Genomic DNA, 21140 nt, shown 5'->3' on the forward strand with positions numbered 1-21140 from the left:
GTGAATACGTTGCTTGAGTCACATTATGAGCGTGCCACTTGTTGTGTGGCGGTATAGTGTAAACGCTGATTATCTCATGGAATCAACTGCATATGTTCGTGGGGGGTGTGTTTTATCGAAGAGGTCACAAAGCGATAGGGTGCCAAGGATAGATAACATTCATGTGTCATTGCCAGATACGAAAAAGCTCCGGACTCTCGCTCAGGGCTTTGACACCAAATAATGATGCCTCGAGGCGGAATAACGGGGCCGGCCAGGCCACCGGACGGAGATGTTCAACAGACTTGGTGGAATATCGCCGGAAGCCAGATACGAAAAAGCCCCGAACTTTCGTTCAGGGCTTTAACACCAAATAATGGTGCCTCGAGGCGGAATCGAACCACCGACACGGGGATTTTCAATCCCCTGCTCTACCGACTGAGCTATCGAGGCAGCGGCATGGACTTTATCTCTATCTCTACAAGGTGTCAAACGCTTATACCGTTTTTACCATCCAAACGCTGTTTTATTCTTCTGTGTCCAGATCTCCCCTCTGATCTGTTGCTCCATCAAACGTCTAAAAAACTGTATATGAAATGAAATGACTCAGTGAGGCGATATTTCATTTGTGACAGGTGTCACGAATATAGATTTTTCCTTACTAAGAGTGATCTCGTCGCTATCTGTATGAAAAAACGTCATTAATTCTGTAATGGTCTTTTTGTGATAACGTGTATTAATTGACGTTTCACTTAATGATGTTGATACATATTTCTAACTAACAATTCTATTTTCCCAGTGTTGCTACACTTAGAGCAAGCAGGAAAATCTATGCATCCTGACCTATTTAAGGAAATGCCATGGAATTTTGTATAGGTAGTGTCGCAGACATTACCCATGTTCTTGATCTGAGGGAGAGGCTGGTATCGGTCGTTGGTTCGCTCCAAGAGGGGGAAGCGCTCGTCCTTGATGGTGGTGACGTGCAACGGGTCGATTGTGCCGGAATACAACTTTTAGCGTCGGCACTACTTGGTTTTAATAAAAATTCTATCACTTGGCGCTGGGAGCGGGTTTCACCTGAACTCAAAGATGCAGCAAAAGTGTTAGGGCTTGAAAACTGTCTGAACTTAGAAGGCAGTAGCCCGGGTTTATAACGCAGGAGGCACAATGCACAAAATTCTCGCAGCGGACGATTCTGTTTCTATTCGTCAGATGGTAAGCCACACCCTAAAAGAAGCGGGATATATGGTAGAGACTGCCAATGATGGTGCAGAGGCGTTGAATAAAGCCAAGACCGGTAAATTCGACGTCATTATTTCAGACGTAAACATGCCGGTTATGGATGGTTTGGAGTTTGTCCGTCAGCTACGGACGGTTCCACAGTATAAATTCACACCCATCCTTATGCTGACGACGGAAACCTCGTCAGAGAAAAAGTCACAGGGTAAGGCGGCCGGTGCTACCGGATGGATTGTTAAGCCGTTTAACCCCGATACGCTGCTCAAAACACTGCAGCGCGTACTGTAAGGAAAATCTGACCGGGGGGCTGCGATGTCATTGGACATGGCGCAACTGCGCGCAATTTTTTATCAGGAATGCAGAGAAAACCTGGAAGTTCTCGAGCGTGAGCTGTTGGGCCTCGATACAGAAACCGCTGATCCTGAAACCATCAACACGATCTTCAGGGCTGCACACTCTATTAAGGGGGGCAGCGCTACCTTTGAACTGGGTGACATCGCGGATTTCACCCATGTCATGGAAACGCTGCTGGATGAAGTCAGGGATGGCAAGCGTCAGTTGGATGCTGGATCGGTAGACCTGCTGTTGAAAGGCAGTGACTGTATTACTGACATGCTGGTATGCCATGAATCCGGAGAGACTTTTGACCCCACTGAGCGTGACAGGATAGAAGTCGCGTTACAGTCTCTTCTCAATGGTGATTCTGGTGCTTCAGAAGCCATGTCTGCTGAACCGGAGGAGAGTGGTGGCACGGCAGGTGAAGAAAGTGATGATGACAGCAACTGGATTATCCACTTCAAGCCGCTGAAAGATATTTTCTTCAGTGGCAATGATCCGCTGCGGCTTATTCGGGAATTAGTCGAGCTGGATGAAGACATGGGGATCACCTGCCATTTTGAATCCCTGCCAGACATGACCGCAATGGAGCCTGAGCTTTGCTACCTCTACTGGGAAATCCAGTTAGGTGGTTTTGTTGAGCGTATTGACATAGAGGAAGTATTTGAGTGGGTGGAGGATGAATGTGATCTTTCAATTACCAGGGATACTTCTTTACAGAGGGAGCCTGAAAAAATACCCGCAGAGGAAAAAGCAGAGCCTTTGCCGGAGGAACCTGCGCTAAAGGTTGAACACCAAGAACAGGCGCAACCCGCTGAACTTAAACCAGCCGATCCTAAACCAACCGCACCAGCGAAAAAAAAGGCCAGCAAACCGGAAACGGGTGTGTCATCTATCCGGGTTGATATCGACAAAATTGATAATCTAATCAACCTTGTTGGGGAGCTGGTGATAACCCAGTCGATGCTGACTGAACTGAGCCAGGATTTTACGCCAGACAAACTGGCTGGCCTGAAATCCGGCCTGGATCAACTCCTGCAAAACACCAAGGAATTGCAAGAGAGTGTACTTAACATTCGCATGCTGCCGATCAGCTTCGCCTTTAACCGCTTCCCACGTCTTATCCGGGATTTGTCAGGGCAACTGGGGAAACAGGTTGAACTGAATATTTCCGGGGAGCATACCGAACTCGACAAAACCGTGCTTGAACGCATTACTGACCCTCTTGTCCACCTGGTTCGCAACGCCGTTGACCACGGTATAGAACAGCCCCGTGAGCGATTGGGTAAAGAGAAAGCTGAGTACGGTACCGTTTCCCTCAACGCTTACCACCAAAGCGGGTCAATCATTATTGAAGTGCGGGATGACGGTGCAGGTCTCAGTAAAGAAAAACTCTGGGCCAAAGCTCAACAGAAAGGGATTGTCCCGGAAGATGCACTTATCGATGAATGGCCTGATCATCAAGTCTTCAACATTATTTTTGCCCCAGGGTTTTCAACCGCTGTCGAAGTATCAGATATCTCAGGCCGCGGCGTTGGAATGGATGTAGTACGCAGAAATATTGAAGATCTCGGTGGCAGCATTGAGGTTGAATCGGAAATTGATGTCGGCAGCCTGTTCAGAATTAGCCTCCCTCTTACCCTCGCAATTCTTGACGGACAGCTGGTCCGCCTTTGCGACCAGATTTTCGTGGTGCCATTGGTCTCCATTGTGGAGTCCATCCAAATCGATGCTTCCCGGGTCAAGGTGGTCTCTGGCGGGATCGAACTGTACCGGCTTCGCGAGAACAACATCCCGATACTCCGGCTCCAGGATGAACTTGATCTTGGAAAGAGCACCAGCCTGGATGACAAGCTGCTTTGTGTTGTTGAGGCTGGGGGAAACCAGGTTGGCCTTTTACTTGATGATCTCCTCGGGCAGCAACAGGTGGTGATTAAAAGCCTTGATACAAACTACACCCGGGTCCCAGGGTTTTCCGGAGCGACCATTTTGGGTGACGGTTCAGTGTCACTGATTCTGGATGTCCAGGGAATGATTTCCAGCTTCCTTTCCCGGATTGCTGACGGCAAGTCTACCAAAGCAGCTTAGGGGGAACAGGGTATGGAAAGCATTGACAGCCTTATGGAAAACGCGCAGGTAAATGACATCACCATTGTGGGGAATGACTTTCTCAGCTTTTGCCTTGGTGATGAACTCTATGCAGTGGATATCAAAAAGGTTGAAGAAATCAGGGTGTGGGAAAATCCGACGCCCATACCTAAGTCCCCCCATTACCTGTGCGGTGTTATCAACCTGCGCGGCATGATCGTCCCCATTATGGATTTACGTTCCCGGTTTGAGCTGGGGGAGGCTGAGTACCTTCCAACAACAGTGGTTCTGATTCTGCGTGCGGGTGAAGAGGCAGGGAACCGAACAATGGGGATAGTTGCGGACGCGGTGTCCGATGTAGTGAACGATGCAGGCCAGACGCTGATGCCTGCATTGGGAGATTCACAGGTAACTCCGTTTATCTCCGGGCTTTTGACACTGAATGAGCATGTGCTGTCGGTGTTTAACGTTGACAGTCTACTGATGGTAGAAACCATGCTGGCTGGCCAGGGAGCAGGGCTGAGTCTGGTCTACCAGAGTAAATGAGGAGCGCACGATGTTGGGGAACTGCAGTGAGTACCTCGGATTTACCCTGGATGGCGAGGAATATGGAATCGATATCCTTGCCGTCAGGGAAGTACGGGGATGGACAGATGTGAGGCAACTGCCAGAGAGCCCGGATTACCTTCTTGGTGTGCTTGATCTTCGTGGCGAGTACGTGCCGGTCGTGGATCTGCGGCGTTGTTTTTCCATGACGGCGGCTGAGATTGGCCCGACAACAGTGTTGATTATCGTCCGTAATCCCGATGGCCAGTCTCTGGGGATCATTGTGGATGCGGTGTCTGAAGTTTATGAGATGGAGGCCGGACAGATTAAACCTCCTCCGGAAGTAGTGAAATTTGACCGAAGGTATATCGAAGGTATCACGGAAGTGTCTGGAAAACATGTGGTTTTGATTCGCCTTGAACAGCTTTTTGATTTCACGGCGTTGACAATGGCTGCGAGTGGAGCAACGGTTAGCGAGGAATAAATATGGCTTGGTGGAAATCTCACAAAAATAATGATCAGTTGGAAAAATTACAAAAAGAAGCAGAACAAAACGCATTAATGTTAAGAGCACTGGAAGATGCCCAGACAGCATTAATGATGGTGGATCGTGATTTTAAGATCACCTATCTCAACACTCGCTCCCTGAAACTGCTTCAACAACATGAAGCCCTGTTTCAAAAACACTGGCCCAGCTTCAGGGCGGATAAAAACTTCCTGGTGGGATCCTGTATTGATATGTTCCATAAGGATCCAAGCCACCAACGCCACTTACTGTCCAGTCCGGCCAATTTGCCCTACAAAACGACCATAAGCATTGACGGTGTATCACTTGAGCTAAATGTTGGTGCACTGTTGGATGATGATGGGAACTATATAGGCAACACCCTTGAATGGGACGACGTGACTGAAGCCCGGAAAAATGAGAATGAAGTTGCCCGTCTAAAAGCTGCTGTAGGGCAAGCAATGACGGCAATGGTGATGATTGACCGGGATTTCAATATTACCTACATGAACAGTGAAACCCTGACACTGTTTAAAAAATACGAGAGTGAATTTAGGTCAGTCTGGCCCAGTTTTACGGCGTCGGATGATTGGCTGATGGGCCGCTGTATTGATGACTTCCACCGGAACCCTGCGCATCAGCGGGCACTTCTTGCAGATCCGGGCAACTTGCCTTATTCAACGGATATCTCTGTTGGTGATATCAAGATTGAGCTCAATGTATCTGCCATTATGGATGCAAAAGGAAACTATATTGGCAATACGCTGGAGTGGCGGGATGTCACGGAAATCAGGGCAACAGAAACCCAGGTTGGCCGACTGGTTTCAGCAGTAGAGGGGATGACGACCAATCTGATGATGGCAGACGGGGACGGTATCATCCAGTATCTGAACCCATCATTACAGCGTTTGCTTAAATCCCGTGAATCAGAGCTCCGGGGGATCTTTCCCGGATTTGATGTCGATACCCTGGTGGGGAAAAACATCGATTCCTTCCATAAAAACCCCGCCCATCAGCGTGGCATCATCAGCGATCCCAGCCGTATGCCATATACCGCCCACATTCGGGTCGGCAGCCTCAGCTTCAGTCTGACCTGCATTGCAATGCGTGATGCTGCGGGTAATTTTATCGGCCCAGCTCTCCAGTGGGAGGACGTGACAGAACAACTTGATGGGCAGCAACAGGTAGAGAAACTGATTGCCAATGCTTCATCTGGCAAGCTGGATGAGCGCATTGACACTGAACGTTACAGTGGTTTTATGGCGCAGCTTGGGGACGGCATAAACCAGCTTCTGGATTCTGTTGTCGATCCGGTTAACCAGTGTATTGATGTGATGAGCCGCGTCTCTGAAGGCAACTTAAATACCTGCATGCCTGAAGAGTACGATGGTGATTTTGCCCGGCTGTCTGAAGCGGTTAATACATCAATCATGAATATCCGGCAGATGGTTGAAAAAATCACCGTATCGGCAGCGAAAGTTGCCAATGCATCCGGTGAGATTGCTGAAGGAAACGATGACCTCAGCAAGCGTACAGAAGATCAGGCTGCCAGCCTGCAGGAAACGTCGGCAAGTATGGAGCAGATGTCCGGCACGGTGAAGCAAAACGCAACCAGTGCCAAGGAAGCCAATCAACTGGCAGACAATGCTACCGACAAGGCCAAGCGTGGTGGCAACGTGGTGAAAAATACCGTCTCTGCCATGGCTGAAATTAATGATGCCAGTAAGAAAATTGCCGACATCATTGGCGTTATTGATGAGATAGCTTTCCAGACCAACCTCCTTGCTCTTAATGCAGCAGTGGAAGCGGCCAGGGCCGGGGAGCAGGGACGAGGCTTTGCTGTGGTTGCCGGTGAGGTGCGAAACCTGGCTCAGCGAAGTGCCGGTGCTGCCAAGGAAATCAAAGACCTTATCAAAGACAGTGTTACCAAGGTGGCTGAAGGTTCGCGGCTGGTGGATGAATCCGGGGACATGCTGGAAGAAATTGTCTCTGCCGTAAACAGTGTGTCCGACCTTATTGCCCGCATTGACACTGCCAGCCAGGAGCAAGCGATCGGGATCGATGAGATTACCCGCGCCGTGTCCAAGATGGATGAAATGACACAGCAAAATGCGGCTCTGGTTGAAGAGGCTTCAGCGGCCAGCCAGTCGCTTAAAGAGGAGGGGACTGAACTTCTGAGCCTTGTCAGTTTCTTCCACCTTGATTCCAGCCCAGCCCAATTGGCTGCCCCCTCATTGTCTAACACGGTCCCCGCTCCTGCGACGACTGTGGTGAGAACGGATTTCAGTGAGAAAAGTAAACCCCGGGCTAAGGCTGTAAGTGGCGGTACTCCTTTACCTCAGGACAATGATGACTGGCAGGAGTTCTGACGGCGGATAGGGAGATTTCTATGAATATAGCCGTAGAACGGGAATTTGATTTTTCCAAGCAGGACTTCGCATTTATCCGGGAACTGATGTTGAGAGAGACGGGTATTTCTCTCGGGGAAGGCAAGATGACCATGGTTTATGGTCGTCTTTGCCGCCGGATACGTGAGCTTGGTCTCAGCAGTTTCAGCCAGTACTTCCAACTGATTGATGAGTCAAAGTCTGAGCGGGAAAAGTGTGTGAATGCGCTGACAACCAACCGGACCCAGTTTTTCCGGGAAAGCCATCATTTCAGTTTTCTCCAAAGTCACCTTATCCCGGCATGGAAGAGCAGCCCCAAGCCCATACGTATCTGGTCTGCCGGATGTTCAACCGGAGAAGAGCCTTACTCCATTGCGTCTGTGCTGAAACATGAAGGAATGCTGGAGGGTAACTGGGATATTTCAATTTTAGCGACTGATCTGGATACCCAGGTATTAGAGAAAGCCAAGAAAGGGCAATTTCCTATAACCGATGTGAAAGGGATCCCTGAACCATTTCTAAAAGCGGCATTTGTACGGGGGAAAGGGCTTCATGATGGTGCTTTTAAAGCAAAAGCCAGCGTGCAGCACTTTATTCGGTTCCAGCAACTGAACCTTTTGCATGAGTGGCCTTTTAAGACCCAATTTGATGTGATTTTTTGCCGCAACGTGATGATTTATTTCCAGCGTGACACCCAGCAGGCACTGTTGAAGCGGTTTTATAACCATCTTCATCACAACGGTGCGCTGTTTATCGGTCACTCTGAGTCCATTGGTGCAGTAGGCAGCAAGCTTACCAATGTCTGTCACACCGGTTTTATCAAGCCATAACCCCGGATCCGGAGACGACATAAGATGCAGTCTATTTTAGCTGCCCATGAAAAACGGAATGAAAATCTCCACCGCTTTTACCATCCGACGTTTAAGAAGGATATGGTCAAGCTGCAGCCGGGAGATGTTTATGTTACTGACAAGCCAGAGCTGATAACCACAGGGCTGGGCTCATGTATTGCTGCCTGTATCTGGGATCCCAACCTTCGGATTGGCGGTATGAACCATTTCATGCTGCCGTTTCACGGTCACAACGAAGCGGTCAACTGGCACGCTGACGAACTGGTTTCCTTCCCTGCCCGTTATGGCAACTATGCGATGGAAATTCTGATTAATGCACTGATTCGTATGGGGGCGAACAGGAACAACCTGAAAATTAAAGTGTTTGGCGGTGCAAAGGTCATGGACAGCATTATTGCCATTGGGGAGAAGAATATTGAGTTTGTAATGGACTACATCGCCCGCGAGGGCATGGAACTTGTGAGCTTTGATTTGGGCAGTACTTGCGCTCGCAAAGTACTGTTTGATCCGGTAACCGGTAAGGCCTGGGTTAAACAGCTGTCGAAAGAGACCGAAGAGGTTGAAGTCGAAAGACGTTACGAGCAGCGTCTGCTTAAAGAGGCAGATCTGGGCGATAACGATATGGATGCGGAGCTGTTTTCATGAAGCCAAAAAAATACAAAGTCATCGTTGTGGATGACTCCGCTGTATACCGGGCATTGATGACAGAAATACTGTCATCCGACCCGGAACTGGATGTTATTGCCACAGCTATAGACCCTTACGAAGCCAGAGAAAAAATCAAACAGCTAAACCCGGATGTGATCACGCTGGATATCGAAATGCCCAAGATGGATGGTATCCAGTTTTTGCGCAACCTGATGCGACTTCGTCCCATGCCGGTGGTCATGGTTTCATCGCTTACCCAACACGGAGCCGAAGCGACGCTGAAAGCACTGGAGATAGGGGCTATCGACTATGTCCCGAAGCCGGAAAGTTCGAAGGATGCAGCACTGCTTACCAATTACCGTCGGCTGGTTGTGGAAAAGGTTAAAACAGCCGCACAAGCGAATGTGTTTGCCGGGCCAATGAACTTTACCCGACAGGAGCCAGAGAAAGAAAAAGGACGGTTTAATGCACATTTGTGCGATGTGATTGCCATTGGCGCATCAACTGGAGGGACCGAAGCGATCCGGGCGATCCTCAAGCAACTCCCCGAGAAGATGCCCCCCATATTGATAACACAGCATATTAAAGCTGTATTCAGCAAATCATTTGCCGACAGGCTCGACAAAAACAGCAAGCTGACTGTGAAGGAACTGGATGTGGGTCAGGCACCGTTAGTACCTGGCTGTGTTTATGTGGCACCCGGGGACTGCCACATGGTGGTTACCAAACGTGGCGACAGGCTCTATGCCTCCCTCCATGATGCCCCACCCGTTAATCAGCACCGCCCTTCGGTAGACATCATGTTTTCTTCCATTGCCAAAGTGGCAGGCAAGCGCTCCCTCGGTATTCTGCTGACAGGTATGGGGCAGGATGGGGCCGCCGGGCTATTGGAGATGCGCCAAAGTGGATCCGTGACCGTTGCCCAGGATCAGGCTTCGTCTGTCGTCTGGGGAATGCCCCGTGCAGCAGTTGAACGGGAAGCGGCTGGTTATGTTTTGGCTCTTAAGGATGTGGCCGGGTTTATGACGGAGTATGTGTATGAAAAAAATTAATAAAGTTACGCATATTGTATCCGGTAATACCGGGTTAGCTGTATTTGCGCTAGGTGCCCTGACTGTCAGTGCGACTTCTCCATCGCCTGGCGTAATTTTATGGTCGCTGTTGTCATTTGGTCTGTTCTGGATGGCAAACCAGAGGAAAGCTTTGGCAGAAAACAAGGAGCAGATGCCGGACATTATGACCGCGGGGGCAGCATCCTCAGTCGCAGTTTCTGACACACTGCCGGGCAGAGAGCTTCATCTTGAGCAGCAGGCGGTGAAAGAGCTCTGTGAAATACTGGAAACCGGGCTTGAGCCAATGCGCGAGCAGTTGAGCCGGCAAATACAGATTGTGAATGATGCGGTTGAAACACTTAATCATGCCTTTTTTGGCATGCAGGAAACCTGCTCCCGCCAGGTGGATTTGGCCAACCATATGGTGTCCGACCTGTTATCTGATGATGAAAACAATGAATTCAGCCTCTCCCATGTGCTGCCAACAACAGAGAATGCCATAGACCACTACATTGGCATTCTGGTCAAAGTCAGTGAAAAGAGCATCGCTTCAGTACACAGTATCCAGGATATGTCAGACAAGCTGGGGGATGTTTTCAAACTGCTCGATGATGTGAACAGCCTTTCTGACCAGACCAACCTTCTTGCACTGAATGCTGCCATTGAAGCCGCCAGAGCCGGTGAAATGGGGCGGGGCTTTGGCGTGGTTGCTGAGGAGGTGCGGCGCCTTGCCAACCGGGCAAGTGAGCTGAATGCTGAAATACAGACCAACATCACCACGGCACGGAACACGGTAGAGCTTACCAATAACACAGTTGGTGAAATTGCCTCCATCGATATGACCACGGCAATTGAGTCCAAAGATGAAATCACCCGCCTTCTTAAAGGGGTGCAGCGAATTAACAATGAAGTGAAAGGTGATGTGCAGCAGCTTAATGAGATGAGTGGTGATCTGGGAGGGGCGGTCAGTGCGAGTATCCGAGGGTTGCAGTTTGCCGACATCATTTCCCAGCAGGGGCAGCATGTGCTGAATGAGCTGGATCTGCTTAAACGGCTTGCTGATGCCATTCAAGATGAGTTGGATAAAACTCACCCGGACAGTGCGCTCCTGGCTGCCAGAATCAGTGAGTTGTTGAAAGAGGCCGGTGCCCCGCCGCCGGCAACTCAGGGAAGCCTTGAAGAAGGTGAAATAGAGTTATTTTAGGAGGAACTATGTCGATAACCCGAGAAGTGCGTGAAAGTGGCTCCACCATCATCCATGTGGACGGCCAGTTTGATTTCAGTGTGGTGAGGGACTTCAGGGAGGCCTATCAGGACTTGAGTGGGAAAGAGATTGTCATCGATCTAAGGAATACCGAGTATCTCGACAGTGCCGCCCTGGGAATGCTCCTGAATATGCAAAGTTACCTTGAAAAACCGGACGGTTCCATCCGCATTGTTAATGCGATGCCACAGATTAAGCGGGTATTGGTAATAGCCCGCTTTGAAAAGAAATTTCTTATTGAGTAACGGAATATGATAACCAGGCCGGGAAAGGAGGCACGGATGAAAGCACTGGTTGTTGAAGACCAAAAATCGATTCAAATCGCTATTGTTTCGATGCTCAGGGATGAGTTTGAGGAAATTTCTACTGCCAATAACGGGATAGATGCACTGGAAAAACTTGCCTCTATGGAGGAGTTACCGGGCATTGTGATCCTTGATGTCAGAATGCCGCTGATGGACGGGTTTGAGGTAGCAAAGCAAATCAGGTCTCTTTACCCAGACCACTACCTGCCAATACTTTTCCTTACCGGGATGAGTGATCAGGAGGCGTTTGAGATATGTATGCAGCTTGGAGATGATTTTATCCCCAAGCCTGTGAATGCCACCATTCTGCTTGCAAAGGTGAAGGCACACTGCAGGACCACCCGGCTGTTCAGCCAGATTGAATCGCAGAGGGACCAACTGCGTCATTTCCACGATAAAACCCTCTACGAGCACTCAGTTGCTGAATCAATCTTTACCAATATCATGCAGCAATGTGCCAGGCAGATAGAGGGCGTCAGTATCTACAGTTGCCCAGGGAACATCCTGAATGGGGATGTGGTTGTTACAGCCGACCGACCCCAAGGGGGGCTCTATGCAATGATTGCTGATGCAACCGGCCACGGCCTGCCTGCGGCTATATCGACAATTCCTGCGACTAAAACTTTCTATGCCATGGCTGCGAACGGCTGCCCAATTGGTGAAATTGCCAAAGAAATAAACCGGGCGCAGGCCAGCTTTCTCCCGCCGGGAATGATGATGGCCGGCTGTATTCTCGAAATTGCAGCAAACGGCCGTGACGTCAGCTGGTGGGGGGGAGGGATGCCCGATGGGTACCTGATAGATGAAAATGGCAAGATTGCTGAGCGCCTTGCTGGGCAGCATATGTCATTTGGTGTACTGGATGATGCGCACTTCGAGGCGAATGTCACTTTCCTGAGGCTGGAACCCGGGCAAAGGCTGTTCTTCTGTACCGATGGCATCATTGAGGCAACCAACAAACAAAAGCAGCTGTTTGGCGAAGACAGGCTGGAAGCCGTATTGCAGGCCAGTAAAGGGAATACCCTTGATGCGGTGTTGGATGCGGTTTCAGACTTCGCACGGGAAGGTCTGGTGGAAGATGACATTTCTATGTTGGAGCTGATCGGCCCTGTATTAAACCCGCCGGCAGAAGCATTTCACCCGCCAGCATCGCTGAGTAAAGCGCCTACCCAAATCAGTATGCAATTCCACGGTGATATGTTGCGGGATCTCAGTATGGTTGCGGAGGTACGTAACCTGGTGTTTGGATTAGTGGGGGAGTGCAGCCACCTTGATCTTATCAGCACCGTTTTATCTGAATTGCTCAATAATGCGCTTGAGCATGGATTGCTGGAGTTGGAGTCATCAATAAAAAATGAAGGGGATGACGGGTTCCTGAATTACTACCTTGCGCGTGAACAGCGTCTCTCGGTTCTTCCTGAAGATAAACATATTCTTCTTGACCTACGGATGTGTCCAATTGACCAGACGCTCTCCATGCGTATTGAACATAACGGGAAGGGGTTTGATATCGACTCCCTTGACTGTACCGGTCAACCGAATAAGGCCGGGCGAGGAATTGTACTGGTCGAAGAATTGTGTAGCTCTTTGAGTTATGAAAAAAATGGCCAGATTGCCATCGCAATATACAATTTCGTCCATTAATTGTTCATATGAAACAGATATGTTGACTTTCTTTGATGTGTTTGGGTGTTAATGCGTTAAAGATCCTGTACATTTCTCTGGATTGGAGGGCTTGTTAGCCCTCCGTTTTATTTTCAAGGAGAGCCTATGCATATTTGGAAGAAAACTGTCCGTATCTTTCTGGTAGCGGTTATGGCAGGGGTATTTGCGGGGTGCAGTAATATCCAGGATATCCGCCGTGCACAGACATTTAAAACCTACGATGATTTTCGTCCAGGTCCGGATGGAGGTGTTGACCTGGTTTGGTCTCAACGGCGGTTGAGAAGTGCAGAAGATGTCCAACAAAAACTCAACCAGTACGACAGTGTGGTCTTCGATCAGGTTTATGTGCTGCTTGATGGCAGTGAACGTTACGACGGCTTGGATGTAGAAGAGGTCAACGACATTGCGAATTACTTTGTCGGGCAACTTAAAGCACTGGATACCCGGCTGAAAAAAGTCAACGAGCCCGGAGATAAAACTCTTCGCGTCAGTATAGCCCTCACCAACGTAGAAACCCCTAACCCGGTGTTAGCCGTCACCAGCAGTGTATTGCCGGTTGGTCTGGGTATCTCAACCATCTCAAAAGTGATCACTGGTGAGCATACCAATGTTGGTGCCGCATCAGTTGAAGTTTTGATTAGCGATGCAATGACCGGAGAGCCGATCATTGCAGCCATCGACCGTCGAAGTGGTAACAAAGATTTCAGCACGATTATCAGTTCAACCGATGATGCCAAAGATGCCATCAACTGGTGGGTCGAGCGCCTTGCCAATACTCTGAACCATTACAAACCGGAAAGTTAAGGGCAGGGGTGAATGTAATATTTGGGCTGGTGTTTTGCCCCATACGAAAAAGGCCCAGTCTTTCGACTAGGCCTTTCAAAGTGGCTCCCCCGGCTGGACTTAACGCGGCCAGACAGGTCAGCGACATATCAGGACTAAGTCCTGACAGCAGGTAATAAAAAACCCCGCTAAAAGCGAGGTTCTTTAAAGTGGCTCCCCCTGCAAGACTTGAACTTGCGACATACGGATTAACAGTCCGCCGTTCTACCGACTGAACTAAGGGGGAACAATTTTTTTACGTAAGCTGACGAATCAACCCACCAAAATAATGGTGCCTCGAGGCGGAATCGAACCACCGACACGGGGATTTTCAATCCCCTGCTCTACCGACTGAGCTATCGAGGCAAGTGGTGCCGGCTACCGGAGTCGAACTGGTGACCTACTGATTACAAGTCAGTTGCTCTACCAACTGAGCTAAGCCGGCACAAACCTGTTTGGCGACAAAGTTTGTGAACTTATAGCACCGAATTTGGCTCCCCCTGCAAGACTTGAACTTGCGACATACGGATTAACAGTCCGCCGTTCTACCGACTGAACTAAGGGGGAACAATTTTTCTACGTAAGCTGACGAATCAACTCACCAAAATAATGGTGCCTCGAGGCGGAATCGAACCACCGACACGGGGATTTTCAATCCCCTGCTCTACCGACTGAGCTATCGAGGCAAGTGGTGCCGGCTACCGGAGTCGAACTGGTGACCTACTGATTACAAGTCAGTTGCTCTACCAACTGAGCTAAGCCGGCACAAATATTTCTCTGACACCGAGAGAAATATGGTGCCCGGAGGCGGAATCGAACCACCGACACGGGGATTTTCAATCCCCTGCTCTACCGACTGAGCTATCCGGGCAACGGAGCGCTATTAAACGGATTTTGGCTTCTAGCGTCAACTCTTTTTTCCAAAAAAGTCTCCATTTTTGACTGTTCGTGCATAAAAGCATCAAAAAGAAAACTATTTGAGCAACATCATCATAAAAAACGGATTTTAGCCTTTACCCGCACGAAACTCCTGTTGGAATTTTGTGACTTTCTGCAAGTAGCGTCGTGACTCTGCAGAAGGATGTCGGTTGGTCAGTGCCCAATATACCTGATTTGGCCTGAGGCTGTTCAGTTCACGCATTGCCCGGTCACGGTTTTTGCGGTCAAAGGTATTGAGTACATTCCCGGCCCCGCCGTTATATGCCGAAATCATACTGTAGTGGAGTGATGTTGGATCCCGGACATCTTTTAAATACCGGTTCTTGAGTATGTAGAAGTACGCTGTACCGGTATCGATATTCTTTGCCGGATCAAACAGGTATTCCGGTGATGGTTGCCCGGAGCGGTTTTTTACCAGCTTAAAGACGTCGCGTCCGGCGGTGTTTGGTACGACCTGCATCAAACCATAAGCGTTTGCCCAGCTCACAGCATAGGGGTTGAAGCTGCTTTCAGTTTTGATGATGGCATAGATGAGGTCTTCAGAGATGCCGTATTTTCTCGAAGATGCGCGAACATACTGTTGGTATTTATACTTCCGCTTACTCCAGTGATTCCTGACCAGAGGGATTTCCACGTAAAAAGATTTTTGGAACTTGACCTTGCGGGTCTTCATCCGGTGATCGATGAGATAATCCGCAAAGCGGTTGGCCCGCCATTCCCAGGCTATTTCCTTGCCATCCTGGTCAACGACCTGCCCGAGCAAGAACGGTTGTCCCTCAAGGGTGATTCCCCTGTCTGAATAGAGATCGACATGCGCCGGATCCTCCGGCGTCAGCAGGGTAGTGATAATGGCCTGCTTGAGGTGGGATTTGGGATCGGTGGTGGCTACGGTTTCAATGGTTATCCTGCCATGCTCGAAATCGACCGATGCCCGGCTGAGGTAATTGTCAGTGTATTTTACGTAATCGCGCTTACCCGCAACGCGCACATCGTTTTTGCCCCAGTGGCTTTCAATGTTACCGGTAAAGGATGCTACAAGACGCTCAAAGGCGGCTTCATCTTTAATGAACTGGCCGGGCAGGGGGGCGAGGTTTTTGGCAAAACGGTTAGTGGTTTCATAGTCGACACCAATGGTGCCCTCAATGAATTCCCGGGTGCAGCCTGTCAGCATCACCAGTGACGCGAAGACCACTAAAGCAAATCTCGGAGGCAAGAAGAACGACATGAAAACCTTAAAAAAATGACATTATCCGCGTGCGAATAATGTCATTTTTTAAGCGAATCGTGAAGATGAGCTTATTCAGAAGGTGGGGTATATCCGTCGATGACCACATCCTTGCCTTCAAATAGGAAGTTCACCATCTCTTCTTCGAGCAGTTGGCGGTGCTCAGTGTTCATCATGTTGAGCTTTTTCTCGTTAATCAGCATGGTTTGCTTGGCCTGCCATTCTGCCCATGCTTCCTTACTGATATTGTCGAAAATTCGCTTACCGAGATCACCCGGATAGAGTTGGAAATCCAGACCTTCGGCTTCTTTCTGCAGACGCTGGCAGAACACGGTACGGCTCATGCTTTTGCTCCTTCGCTTGATACCAATCAGATATGCCCGGTGAACATTCCGACCTGCTATTTATCCGATTGGCGTAACTCGTAGGCCAGGGTGTCCAGCAGCTTTTGTACAGGGGCTGCCAAACCAACCGTGGCGGGTTGGTTTAAGTTATACCAAAGACCCTGCCCACCTTCCATGACTGCGTGAGGGCGGGCAGCAAGTTTTACGCGAAATGGCACGATATCCAGATGAAAATGGCTGAAAGTATGGCGAAAAGCCGTTAATTGTTCAGGGTTATTACAGATTTCTGCATCCGGGAAACGTTTGGATACGGTCTGTTCCAGCTCGCCATCGGCACTCTCCGGCAGGCACCATAAGCCGCCCCACAGGCCAACCGGCGGGCGCTGCTCCAGCCAGACTTCTGAGCCGTATTGCAAGATGAGGAAGTTGGCCTGTTTCTCCGGCAGGATTTTCTTAGGCTTTTTACCCGGGAAGTCAGCCTGGCGGCCAAGTGCCAACGCTTCGCATCGGTTCTTTACCGGGCAGAGCTCGCATTTGGGTTTGGAACGGGTACAGATCATTGCGCCCATATCCATCATCGCTTGGTTGTACTTTTCTACATCCTGTTCCGGCGTGAGCGATTCTGCCAATTCCCAAAGACGGTTTTCCACCGGTTTTTGCCCTGGCCAGCCTTCGACGGCATAGCAACGCGCCAGGGTTCGTTTAACATTGCCGTCCAGAATAGGATGAGGTTGACCGAGAGACAGGGACAAAACAGCCCCTGCGGTTGACCGCCCAACTCCGGGCAACGCCATCACCTCGTCGATATCGGTGGGGAAGTTGCCGCCATGCAGCTCGACAACCTGTTTTGCCGCTTTATGGAGGTTTCTTGCCCTTGCGTAGTAGCCAAGCCCGGTCCAAAGGTGTAAAACTTCATCCAGGTCGGCGGCAGCCAAATCGGACACGCTCGGGAAGCGTTCCATAAACCGTTCAAAATACGGGATAACGGTGGCGACCTGTGTCTGCTGGAGCATGATTTCACTCAACCAGACTTTGTAAGGGGTTTTGGCCTGTTGCCAGGGCAGGGTTTTCCGCCCGTACTGTTCGTACCATTCAAGGATGGCATCGGAGAAAGACTGACTCACGTTACTCTCAGTTATTATTCATTTTGTATGGCAGGATTGCACCACACTAAGCCCGTTGAGCGCAAATCGATCACTTGCACACGGGCGCGATCTCTGGATAATGCCCGTTTCGCAGATATTCCTAACCACTTAATGCATCGCAGGCAACAGAATCATGACTGATGTCATCAAACCAGAATTCAATGAAGACGGAAAACTCGTCCGTAAAATTCGCAGCTTCGTACGCCGTGAAGGGCGACTGACCAAAGGCCAGGAATCCGCACTGACTGAGTGCTGGCCTGCAATGGGTCTCGATTTTGCTGAAAGCCGCCTCGACTGGAAAGAGGTATTCGGCAATGACAACCCGGTGGTTCTGGAAATCGGCTTCGGCATGGGTGCCTCTCTGGTCGAGATGGCAAAAAATGCCCCTGAAAAGAACTTTGTGGGTATCGAAGTCCACCGTCCGGGTGTGGGTGCCTGTCTGATGGCAGCACGCGAGAACAACCTGACCAACCTGCGCGTGATGTGCCATGACGCGGTTGAGGTGTTTGCTTCTATGATCCCGGACTCAAGCCTGGCGACAGTACAACTGTTCTTCCCAGACCCTTGGCACAAGAAGCGTCACCACAAGCGCCGCATCGTTCAGGATGCCTTTGCACAGATGGTACGTGAAAAGCTGGCAATCGGTGGTGTGTTCCACATGGCGACCGACTGGGAAAACTATGCTGAGCACATGGCGGAAGTCATGAATGTGTCTGAAGGCTATAAAAACCAGGCCACAGACGGTGATTACATCCCTCGCCCTGAAGAGCGTCCGCTGACCAAATTCGAACAACGTGGCCACCGTCTCGGCCATGGTGTGTGGGACCTGAAATTCGAACGTATTGCGTAATATAGATTCGCAAAAAACGTTTAAGACTTAGTATTCAAAAAGCCAACCTCGGGTTGGCTTTTTTGACCTTTGGAGGAAGTCATGAAGCCTACGGCTGAGCTGTTGAATGGCATTCTGGACGAAGTGCGCCCGCTGATTGGGAAAGGCAAGGTTGCCGACTATATTCCTGCGCTGGCAGAGGTGCCGGCAGAAAAACTGGGTATCGCCGTTTGTTATAACGACGGGGAAATTATTCAGGCGGGCGACGCGAATGAGCCGTTCTCCATTCAGTCGATCTCAAAGGTACTGAGTCTGACCCTGGCATGCCAGATCTACCAACCGGAAGAGATCTGGGAGCGGGTAGGTAAAGAACCTTCCGGCCAGGCTTTTAACTCCATGATCCAGCTGGAAATGGAGCAGGGGATACCCCGCAACCCCTTCATTAATGCCGGAGCCCTGGTGGTGTGCGATATGCTGTTCAGTCGCCTGTCAGCACCACGTCAGCGAATGTTAGAGTTTGTCCGCAACCTTACAGGCAACCCGCATATCTGTTACAACAAGATTGTTGCCAATTCGGAAATGCAGCACAGCGACCGCAATGCTGCCATTGCTTACCTTATGCGTGCATTCGGCAACTTTGAGAACGACGTCATGCCGGTGTTGGAGACCTATTTCCACTACTGTGCACTGAGCATGAGTTGCGTCGATCTGGCGCGGACATTCACTTACCTTGCGAATAAAGGACTTCCTTTAGGCGCAGAAAAAAGAATTATCAGCCAGACTCAAAGTAAGCAAATCAATGCATTGCTCGCGACGTGCGGCTTGTATGACGGTGCCGGGGAGTTTGCATACCGTGTGGGAATGCCGGGTAAATCCGGTGTGGGTGGTGGCATTGTTGCCATTGTGCCGGGTGAGATGACCATTGCTGTATGGTCTCCGGAGCTTGATCCGTCCGGTAACTCCCTAGCCGGTACCGCAGCACTTGAGTTGCTGGCGGAGCGAATTGGCCGCTCGATTTTCTGATGTAACCCGGCACCCGCCGGGTATTGCGGGAGGAAAGCCTATGGCTGGAAAGAGACTGACAACAAAAATGGCTGCCGCTGCACTGGCACTTGGACTGAGCGGTACGGCGACTGCAGGCTGTAACACGGAACTGTTCAGCGATGTGGCTGTGAAATCCGATAACGTCCTTCTCTGGAAAGGGAAAGAGATGTTCCGGGTCACCCCTGACGGAAAGCTGTTTTACGCTGTCCACCCTGTCACTCTTAATATCAGCCAGCAGGAAGCCCTGGCGGACTACAACAAAATGGTCCGTACCGAACTGCCGTACATCAGTAAATCTCTCAGCACGGCAATTACATCGGCATGGCAGTCACTCGACAATGTGCTTAAAACCGAGCTGGGTGAGAAAAGCCGTTTGCGCGGCGAGGTGAGCCAGTATCACCGTTACATTCAGCGTAAGGTGAATACGTCACTTTATGATGAAAACCTCTCCCCCCGGCTCAACCATGAGCTGTTGGAACAGACAGCCCAGGAGGTTAGGGCGTCTTTGCCTCAACTGGTGGCTACCGTGGCCTCGAAAGGGCTGATGGATATTGCTGCGCAAAGTGGCGGCGAGGAAAACCCGCTCAGCTACATTTCTGACCGTTTGCTGGATGTGCAGGGTAAAGTGAGTGATACCATTGCTGAGCAGCGGGTAAAAGCCGCGCCGGTTGAGGATGATCTTTGCCAGCGACTGACTGTGTGGCAGCAAAAAGAAGAAAAGATCCAGGACCTGATCCCGGCCCTGGAATCCTGGAAAACCGTCAAGGTTACTCCGCGATAAAGCGGCTCAGCAGATCATTGAGGAAGAGTTTGCCTTGCTCGGTGATCTGCCAGCTTTCCCCAAGATCTTGGAGATAGCCTTTCTCCAAAGCCCAATTTATATCCCTTTCAATCGCTGACAGTGGCAGGCTGGTGTAGGCTGTGAACTCTGCTTTCGGGCAGGCTTCAAGCAGACGGAAACGGTTCATAAAGAACTCGAATGGGCGGTCTTCACTGCCGACGGTGTTCTCGTCAGTCAAGTATGGCTTACCTGCATCAAGGTAACCTTTCGGGTGCTTGACCTTGACTGTGCGTATGATCCTGCCGTCAGTAAAGCTCAGCTTTCCGTGGGCACCGCAGCCAATACCGAGATAATCACCAAAGCGCCAGTAATTGAGGTTGTGGCGGCACTGGAAGCCCGGCTTGCTGTAACCGGAGGTTTCGTACTGGACATACCCGGCATCTGTCAGCAGTTTGTGTCCCTGCTCAAAAATATCCCACAACGAATCGTCATCCGGCAGCACCGGCGGGCGGGAGTAAAACAGGGTGTTGGGCTCAATGGTCAGTTGGTACCATGAAAGGTGCGGCGGGTTAAGTGCAATGGCCTGCCGAAGGTCATCCAGTGCCTCTTCCAGTGTCTGGTCAGGCAGACCGTGCATCAGATCGAGGTTGAAGCTCTGCAACCCGGCTTCTGTCGCCAGCTTGGCGGCCCGAATCGCTTCTTCCGGCCCATGGATGCGGCCAAGGCGCTTCAGCTTTTCCGCGTCGAAGCTCTGAACGCCAATAGAAATCCGGTTCACACCGGCTTCGCGGTAGGCGGTGAAGCGCCCGGCTTCCACCGTGCCGGGGTTGGCTTCCATGGTGATTTCGATATCCGGGCTGAACGGGATGCGCTCAGCTACACCATTCAACAGTTGTCTAATAGCATCCGGGCTGAACAGGCTGGGGGTGCCGCCACCGATAAAGATGGAATGCAGTGCCCGCGAATCACCGGCCAGTTGGTAGCGGGTGATATCCGTATCCAAATCCTCCAGCAAAGCAGCGATGTATTGCTGCTCCGGGATGCCTTCCTTGAGGGCGTGGGAGTTGAAATCGCAGTACGGACATTTCTGCACGCACCAGGGAATATGGATATAGAGACTCAGCGGAGGCAGCGACAGCATGGTGG

Annotated in this window: 20 protein-coding genes and 8 tRNA genes; 16 read left to right on the plus strand and 12 right to left on the minus strand. The window is 50.4% G+C overall.

Going from position 1 to position 21140, the window contains the following annotated elements; translation table 11 throughout:
• Positions 1-356: 356 nt before the first annotated feature.
• Positions 357-432: transfer RNA gene (locus NF212_RS02330), tRNA-Phe, on the minus strand.
• 407 nt (positions 433-839) lie between these two features.
• On the opposite strand from NF212_RS02330, the gene NF212_RS02335 reads away from it, so the two are divergent.
• The 13 genes from NF212_RS02335 to NF212_RS02395 all read left to right on the plus strand — a co-directional run bounded on the left by NF212_RS02335 (position 840) and on the right by NF212_RS02395 (position 13669).
• On the plus strand, positions 840-1133 hold the full coding sequence (locus NF212_RS02335) for an STAS domain-containing protein (RefSeq protein ID WP_434358472.1): 294 nt from the start codon (positions 840-842) through the stop codon (positions 1131-1133).
• A 13-nt stretch (positions 1134-1146) separates the two neighbouring features.
• Positions 1147-1506 (plus strand): response regulator, encoded by a 360-nt coding sequence (locus NF212_RS02340; protein WP_054674952.1) that lies wholly within the window; start codon positions 1147-1149, stop codon positions 1504-1506.
• 24 nt (positions 1507-1530) lie between these two features.
• On the plus strand, positions 1531-3642 hold the full coding sequence (locus NF212_RS02345; protein WP_434358475.1) for a chemotaxis protein CheA: 2112 nt from the start codon (positions 1531-1533) through the stop codon (positions 3640-3642).
• Positions 3643-3654: 12 nt separating this feature from the next.
• Complete coding sequence (locus NF212_RS02350; protein ID WP_434358477.1) at positions 3655-4188, plus strand: chemotaxis protein CheW; 534 nt, start codon at positions 3655-3657, stop codon at positions 4186-4188.
• 10 nt (positions 4189-4198) lie between these two features.
• Positions 4199-4672 carry a chemotaxis protein CheW gene (locus NF212_RS02355; protein ID WP_434358479.1) on the plus strand — a complete coding sequence of 158 codons (474 nt, stop codon included), beginning with the start codon at positions 4199-4201 and terminating at the stop codon, positions 4670-4672.
• A 2-nt stretch (positions 4673-4674) separates the two neighbouring features.
• Positions 4675-7062 carry an aerotaxis transducer Aer2 gene (aer2, locus tag NF212_RS02360; RefSeq protein WP_434358481.1) on the plus strand — a complete coding sequence of 796 codons (2388 nt, stop codon included), beginning with the start codon at positions 4675-4677 and terminating at the stop codon, positions 7060-7062.
• Between the two features lie 20 nt (positions 7063-7082).
• Positions 7083-7910 (plus strand): CheR family methyltransferase, encoded by an 828-nt coding sequence (locus tag NF212_RS02365; RefSeq protein ID WP_434358483.1) that lies wholly within the window; start codon positions 7083-7085, stop codon positions 7908-7910.
• Between the two features lie 24 nt (positions 7911-7934).
• Positions 7935-8576 carry a chemotaxis protein CheD gene (locus NF212_RS02370; RefSeq protein WP_434358485.1) on the plus strand — a complete coding sequence of 214 codons (642 nt, stop codon included), beginning with the start codon at positions 7935-7937 and terminating at the stop codon, positions 8574-8576.
• The gene (locus NF212_RS02375; protein ID WP_434358487.1) at positions 8573-9631 is read left to right on the plus strand and encodes a protein-glutamate methylesterase/protein-glutamine glutaminase; all 1059 of its coding nucleotides are present in this window, start codon (positions 8573-8575) and stop codon (positions 9629-9631) included. The genes NF212_RS02370 and NF212_RS02375 overlap by 4 nt, the downstream gene beginning before the upstream one ends.
• Positions 9618-10835 (plus strand): methyl-accepting chemotaxis protein, encoded by a 1218-nt coding sequence (locus NF212_RS02380; RefSeq protein ID WP_434358489.1) that lies wholly within the window; start codon positions 9618-9620, stop codon positions 10833-10835. Before NF212_RS02375 ends, NF212_RS02380 begins: the two co-directional genes overlap by 14 nt.
• Positions 10836-10843: 8 nt before the next feature.
• Positions 10844-11140: an STAS domain-containing protein gene (locus tag NF212_RS02385; RefSeq protein WP_434358491.1), complete on the plus strand. Its 297-nt coding sequence runs from the start codon at positions 10844-10846 to the stop codon at positions 11138-11140.
• Positions 11141-11176: 36 nt separating this feature from the next.
• Positions 11177-12844 (plus strand): SpoIIE family protein phosphatase, encoded by a 1668-nt coding sequence (locus NF212_RS02390; protein ID WP_434358493.1) that lies wholly within the window; start codon positions 11177-11179, stop codon positions 12842-12844.
• A 126-nt stretch (positions 12845-12970) separates the two neighbouring features.
• Positions 12971-13669, plus strand: coding sequence for a DUF3313 domain-containing protein (locus NF212_RS02395; RefSeq protein ID WP_434358495.1), 699 nt, complete (start codon positions 12971-12973; stop codon positions 13667-13669).
• A gap of 189 nt (positions 13670-13858) precedes the next feature.
• Here the strand turns inward: NF212_RS02395 and NF212_RS02400 are convergent.
• The 10 genes from NF212_RS02400 to mutY all read right to left on the minus strand — a co-directional run bounded on the left by NF212_RS02400 (position 13859) and on the right by mutY (position 17319).
• Positions 13859-13934, minus strand: a tRNA-Asn gene (locus NF212_RS02400).
• 43 nt (positions 13935-13977) lie between these two features.
• Positions 13978-14053, minus strand: a tRNA-Phe gene (locus NF212_RS02405).
• A gap of 3 nt (positions 14054-14056) precedes the next feature.
• Positions 14057-14132 (minus strand) — tRNA-Thr (locus tag NF212_RS02410).
• Between the two features lie 46 nt (positions 14133-14178).
• Positions 14179-14254, minus strand: a tRNA-Asn gene (locus NF212_RS02415).
• A gap of 43 nt (positions 14255-14297) precedes the next feature.
• Positions 14298-14373, minus strand: a tRNA-Phe gene (locus NF212_RS02420).
• 3 nt (positions 14374-14376) lie between these two features.
• Positions 14377-14452 (minus strand) — tRNA-Thr (locus NF212_RS02425).
• A 30-nt stretch (positions 14453-14482) separates the two neighbouring features.
• A tRNA-Phe gene (locus tag NF212_RS02430) sits at positions 14483-14558 on the minus strand.
• A 135-nt stretch (positions 14559-14693) separates the two neighbouring features.
• On the minus strand, positions 14694-15797 hold the full coding sequence (gene mltC / locus NF212_RS02435; protein WP_434360818.1) for a membrane-bound lytic murein transglycosylase MltC: 1104 nt from the start codon (positions 15795-15797) through the stop codon (positions 14694-14696).
• A gap of 125 nt (positions 15798-15922) precedes the next feature.
• Entirely contained in the window at positions 15923-16195 is a 273-nt protein-coding gene (locus tag NF212_RS02440) for an oxidative damage protection protein (protein ID WP_434358497.1), read from the minus strand.
• 56 nt (positions 16196-16251) lie between these two features.
• Positions 16252-17319, minus strand: coding sequence for an A/G-specific adenine glycosylase (gene mutY, locus NF212_RS02445; protein ID WP_434358499.1), 1068 nt, complete (start codon positions 17317-17319; stop codon positions 16252-16254).
• Positions 17320-17473: 154 nt separating this feature from the next.
• On the opposite strand from mutY, the gene trmB reads away from it, so the two are divergent.
• The 3 genes from trmB (at position 17474) to NF212_RS02460 (ending at position 19994) form a co-directional block, all read left to right on the plus strand.
• A complete protein-coding gene (gene trmB / locus NF212_RS02450) occupies positions 17474-18190 on the plus strand; it encodes a tRNA (guanosine(46)-N7)-methyltransferase TrmB (protein ID WP_054674961.1) in 717 nt (238 codons plus the stop codon).
• Positions 18191-18271: 81 nt separating this feature from the next.
• Positions 18272-19192, plus strand: a complete 921-nt coding sequence (gene glsB, locus NF212_RS02455; protein ID WP_434358502.1) for a glutaminase B — start codon at positions 18272-18274, stop codon at positions 19190-19192.
• Positions 19193-19232: 40 nt separating this feature from the next.
• The gene (locus NF212_RS02460; protein ID WP_434358504.1) at positions 19233-19994 is read left to right on the plus strand and encodes a DUF2884 family protein; all 762 of its coding nucleotides are present in this window, start codon (positions 19233-19235) and stop codon (positions 19992-19994) included.
• Here the strand turns inward: NF212_RS02460 and hemW are convergent.
• Positions 19981-21135: a radical SAM family heme chaperone HemW gene (gene hemW / locus NF212_RS02465; protein WP_434358506.1), complete on the minus strand. Its 1155-nt coding sequence runs from the start codon at positions 21133-21135 to the stop codon at positions 19981-19983. The genes NF212_RS02460 and hemW overlap by 14 nt on opposite strands.
• Positions 21136-21140 lie beyond the last annotated feature (5 nt).

The organism is Parasalinivibrio latis (genome assembly GCF_036825535.1).
Classification (GTDB): domain Bacteria; phylum Pseudomonadota; class Gammaproteobacteria; order Enterobacterales; family Vibrionaceae; genus Parasalinivibrio; species Parasalinivibrio latis.

Excerpts from the sequence above, each read along its gene's own strand:
- NF212_RS02460 (WP_434358504.1), top strand. The coding sequence starts at position 19,233 with ATGGCTGGAAAGAGACTGACAACAAAAATGGCTGCCGCTGCACTGGCA.
- NF212_RS02390 (WP_434358493.1), top strand. The coding sequence starts at position 11,177 with ATGAAAGCACTGGTTGTTGAAGACCAAAAATCGATTCAAATCGCTATT.
- NF212_RS02355 (WP_434358479.1), top strand. The coding sequence starts at position 4,199 with ATGTTGGGGAACTGCAGTGAGTACCTCGGATTTACCCTGGATGGCGAG.
- NF212_RS02345 (WP_434358475.1), top strand. The coding sequence starts at position 1,531 with ATGTCATTGGACATGGCGCAACTGCGCGCAATTTTTTATCAGGAATGC.
- mltC (WP_434360818.1), bottom strand. The coding sequence starts at position 15,797 with ATGCTGACAGGCTGCACCCGGGAATTCATTGAGGGCACCATTGGTGTC.
- NF212_RS02365 (WP_434358483.1), top strand. The coding sequence starts at position 7,083 with ATGAATATAGCCGTAGAACGGGAATTTGATTTTTCCAAGCAGGACTTC.
- NF212_RS02340 (WP_054674952.1), top strand. The coding sequence starts at position 1,147 with ATGCACAAAATTCTCGCAGCGGACGATTCTGTTTCTATTCGTCAGATG.
- glsB (WP_434358502.1), top strand. The coding sequence starts at position 18,272 with ATGAAGCCTACGGCTGAGCTGTTGAATGGCATTCTGGACGAAGTGCGC.
- NF212_RS02440 (WP_434358497.1), bottom strand. The coding sequence starts at position 16,195 with ATGAGCCGTACCGTGTTCTGCCAGCGTCTGCAGAAAGAAGCCGAAGGT.
- NF212_RS02375 (WP_434358487.1), top strand. The coding sequence starts at position 8,573 with ATGAAGCCAAAAAAATACAAAGTCATCGTTGTGGATGACTCCGCTGTA.
- hemW (WP_434358506.1), bottom strand. The coding sequence starts at position 21,135 with ATGCTGTCGCTGCCTCCGCTGAGTCTCTATATCCATATTCCCTGGTGC.
- NF212_RS02370 (WP_434358485.1), top strand. The coding sequence starts at position 7,935 with ATGCAGTCTATTTTAGCTGCCCATGAAAAACGGAATGAAAATCTCCAC.
- NF212_RS02350 (WP_434358477.1), top strand. The coding sequence starts at position 3,655 with ATGGAAAGCATTGACAGCCTTATGGAAAACGCGCAGGTAAATGACATC.
- NF212_RS02380 (WP_434358489.1), top strand. The coding sequence starts at position 9,618 with ATGAAAAAAATTAATAAAGTTACGCATATTGTATCCGGTAATACCGGG.
- NF212_RS02385 (WP_434358491.1), top strand. The coding sequence starts at position 10,844 with ATGTCGATAACCCGAGAAGTGCGTGAAAGTGGCTCCACCATCATCCAT.
- NF212_RS02335 (WP_434358472.1), top strand. The coding sequence starts at position 840 with ATGGAATTTTGTATAGGTAGTGTCGCAGACATTACCCATGTTCTTGAT.
- aer2 (WP_434358481.1), top strand. The coding sequence starts at position 4,675 with ATGGCTTGGTGGAAATCTCACAAAAATAATGATCAGTTGGAAAAATTA.
- trmB (WP_054674961.1), top strand. The coding sequence starts at position 17,474 with ATGACTGATGTCATCAAACCAGAATTCAATGAAGACGGAAAACTCGTC.
- NF212_RS02395 (WP_434358495.1), top strand. The coding sequence starts at position 12,971 with ATGCATATTTGGAAGAAAACTGTCCGTATCTTTCTGGTAGCGGTTATG.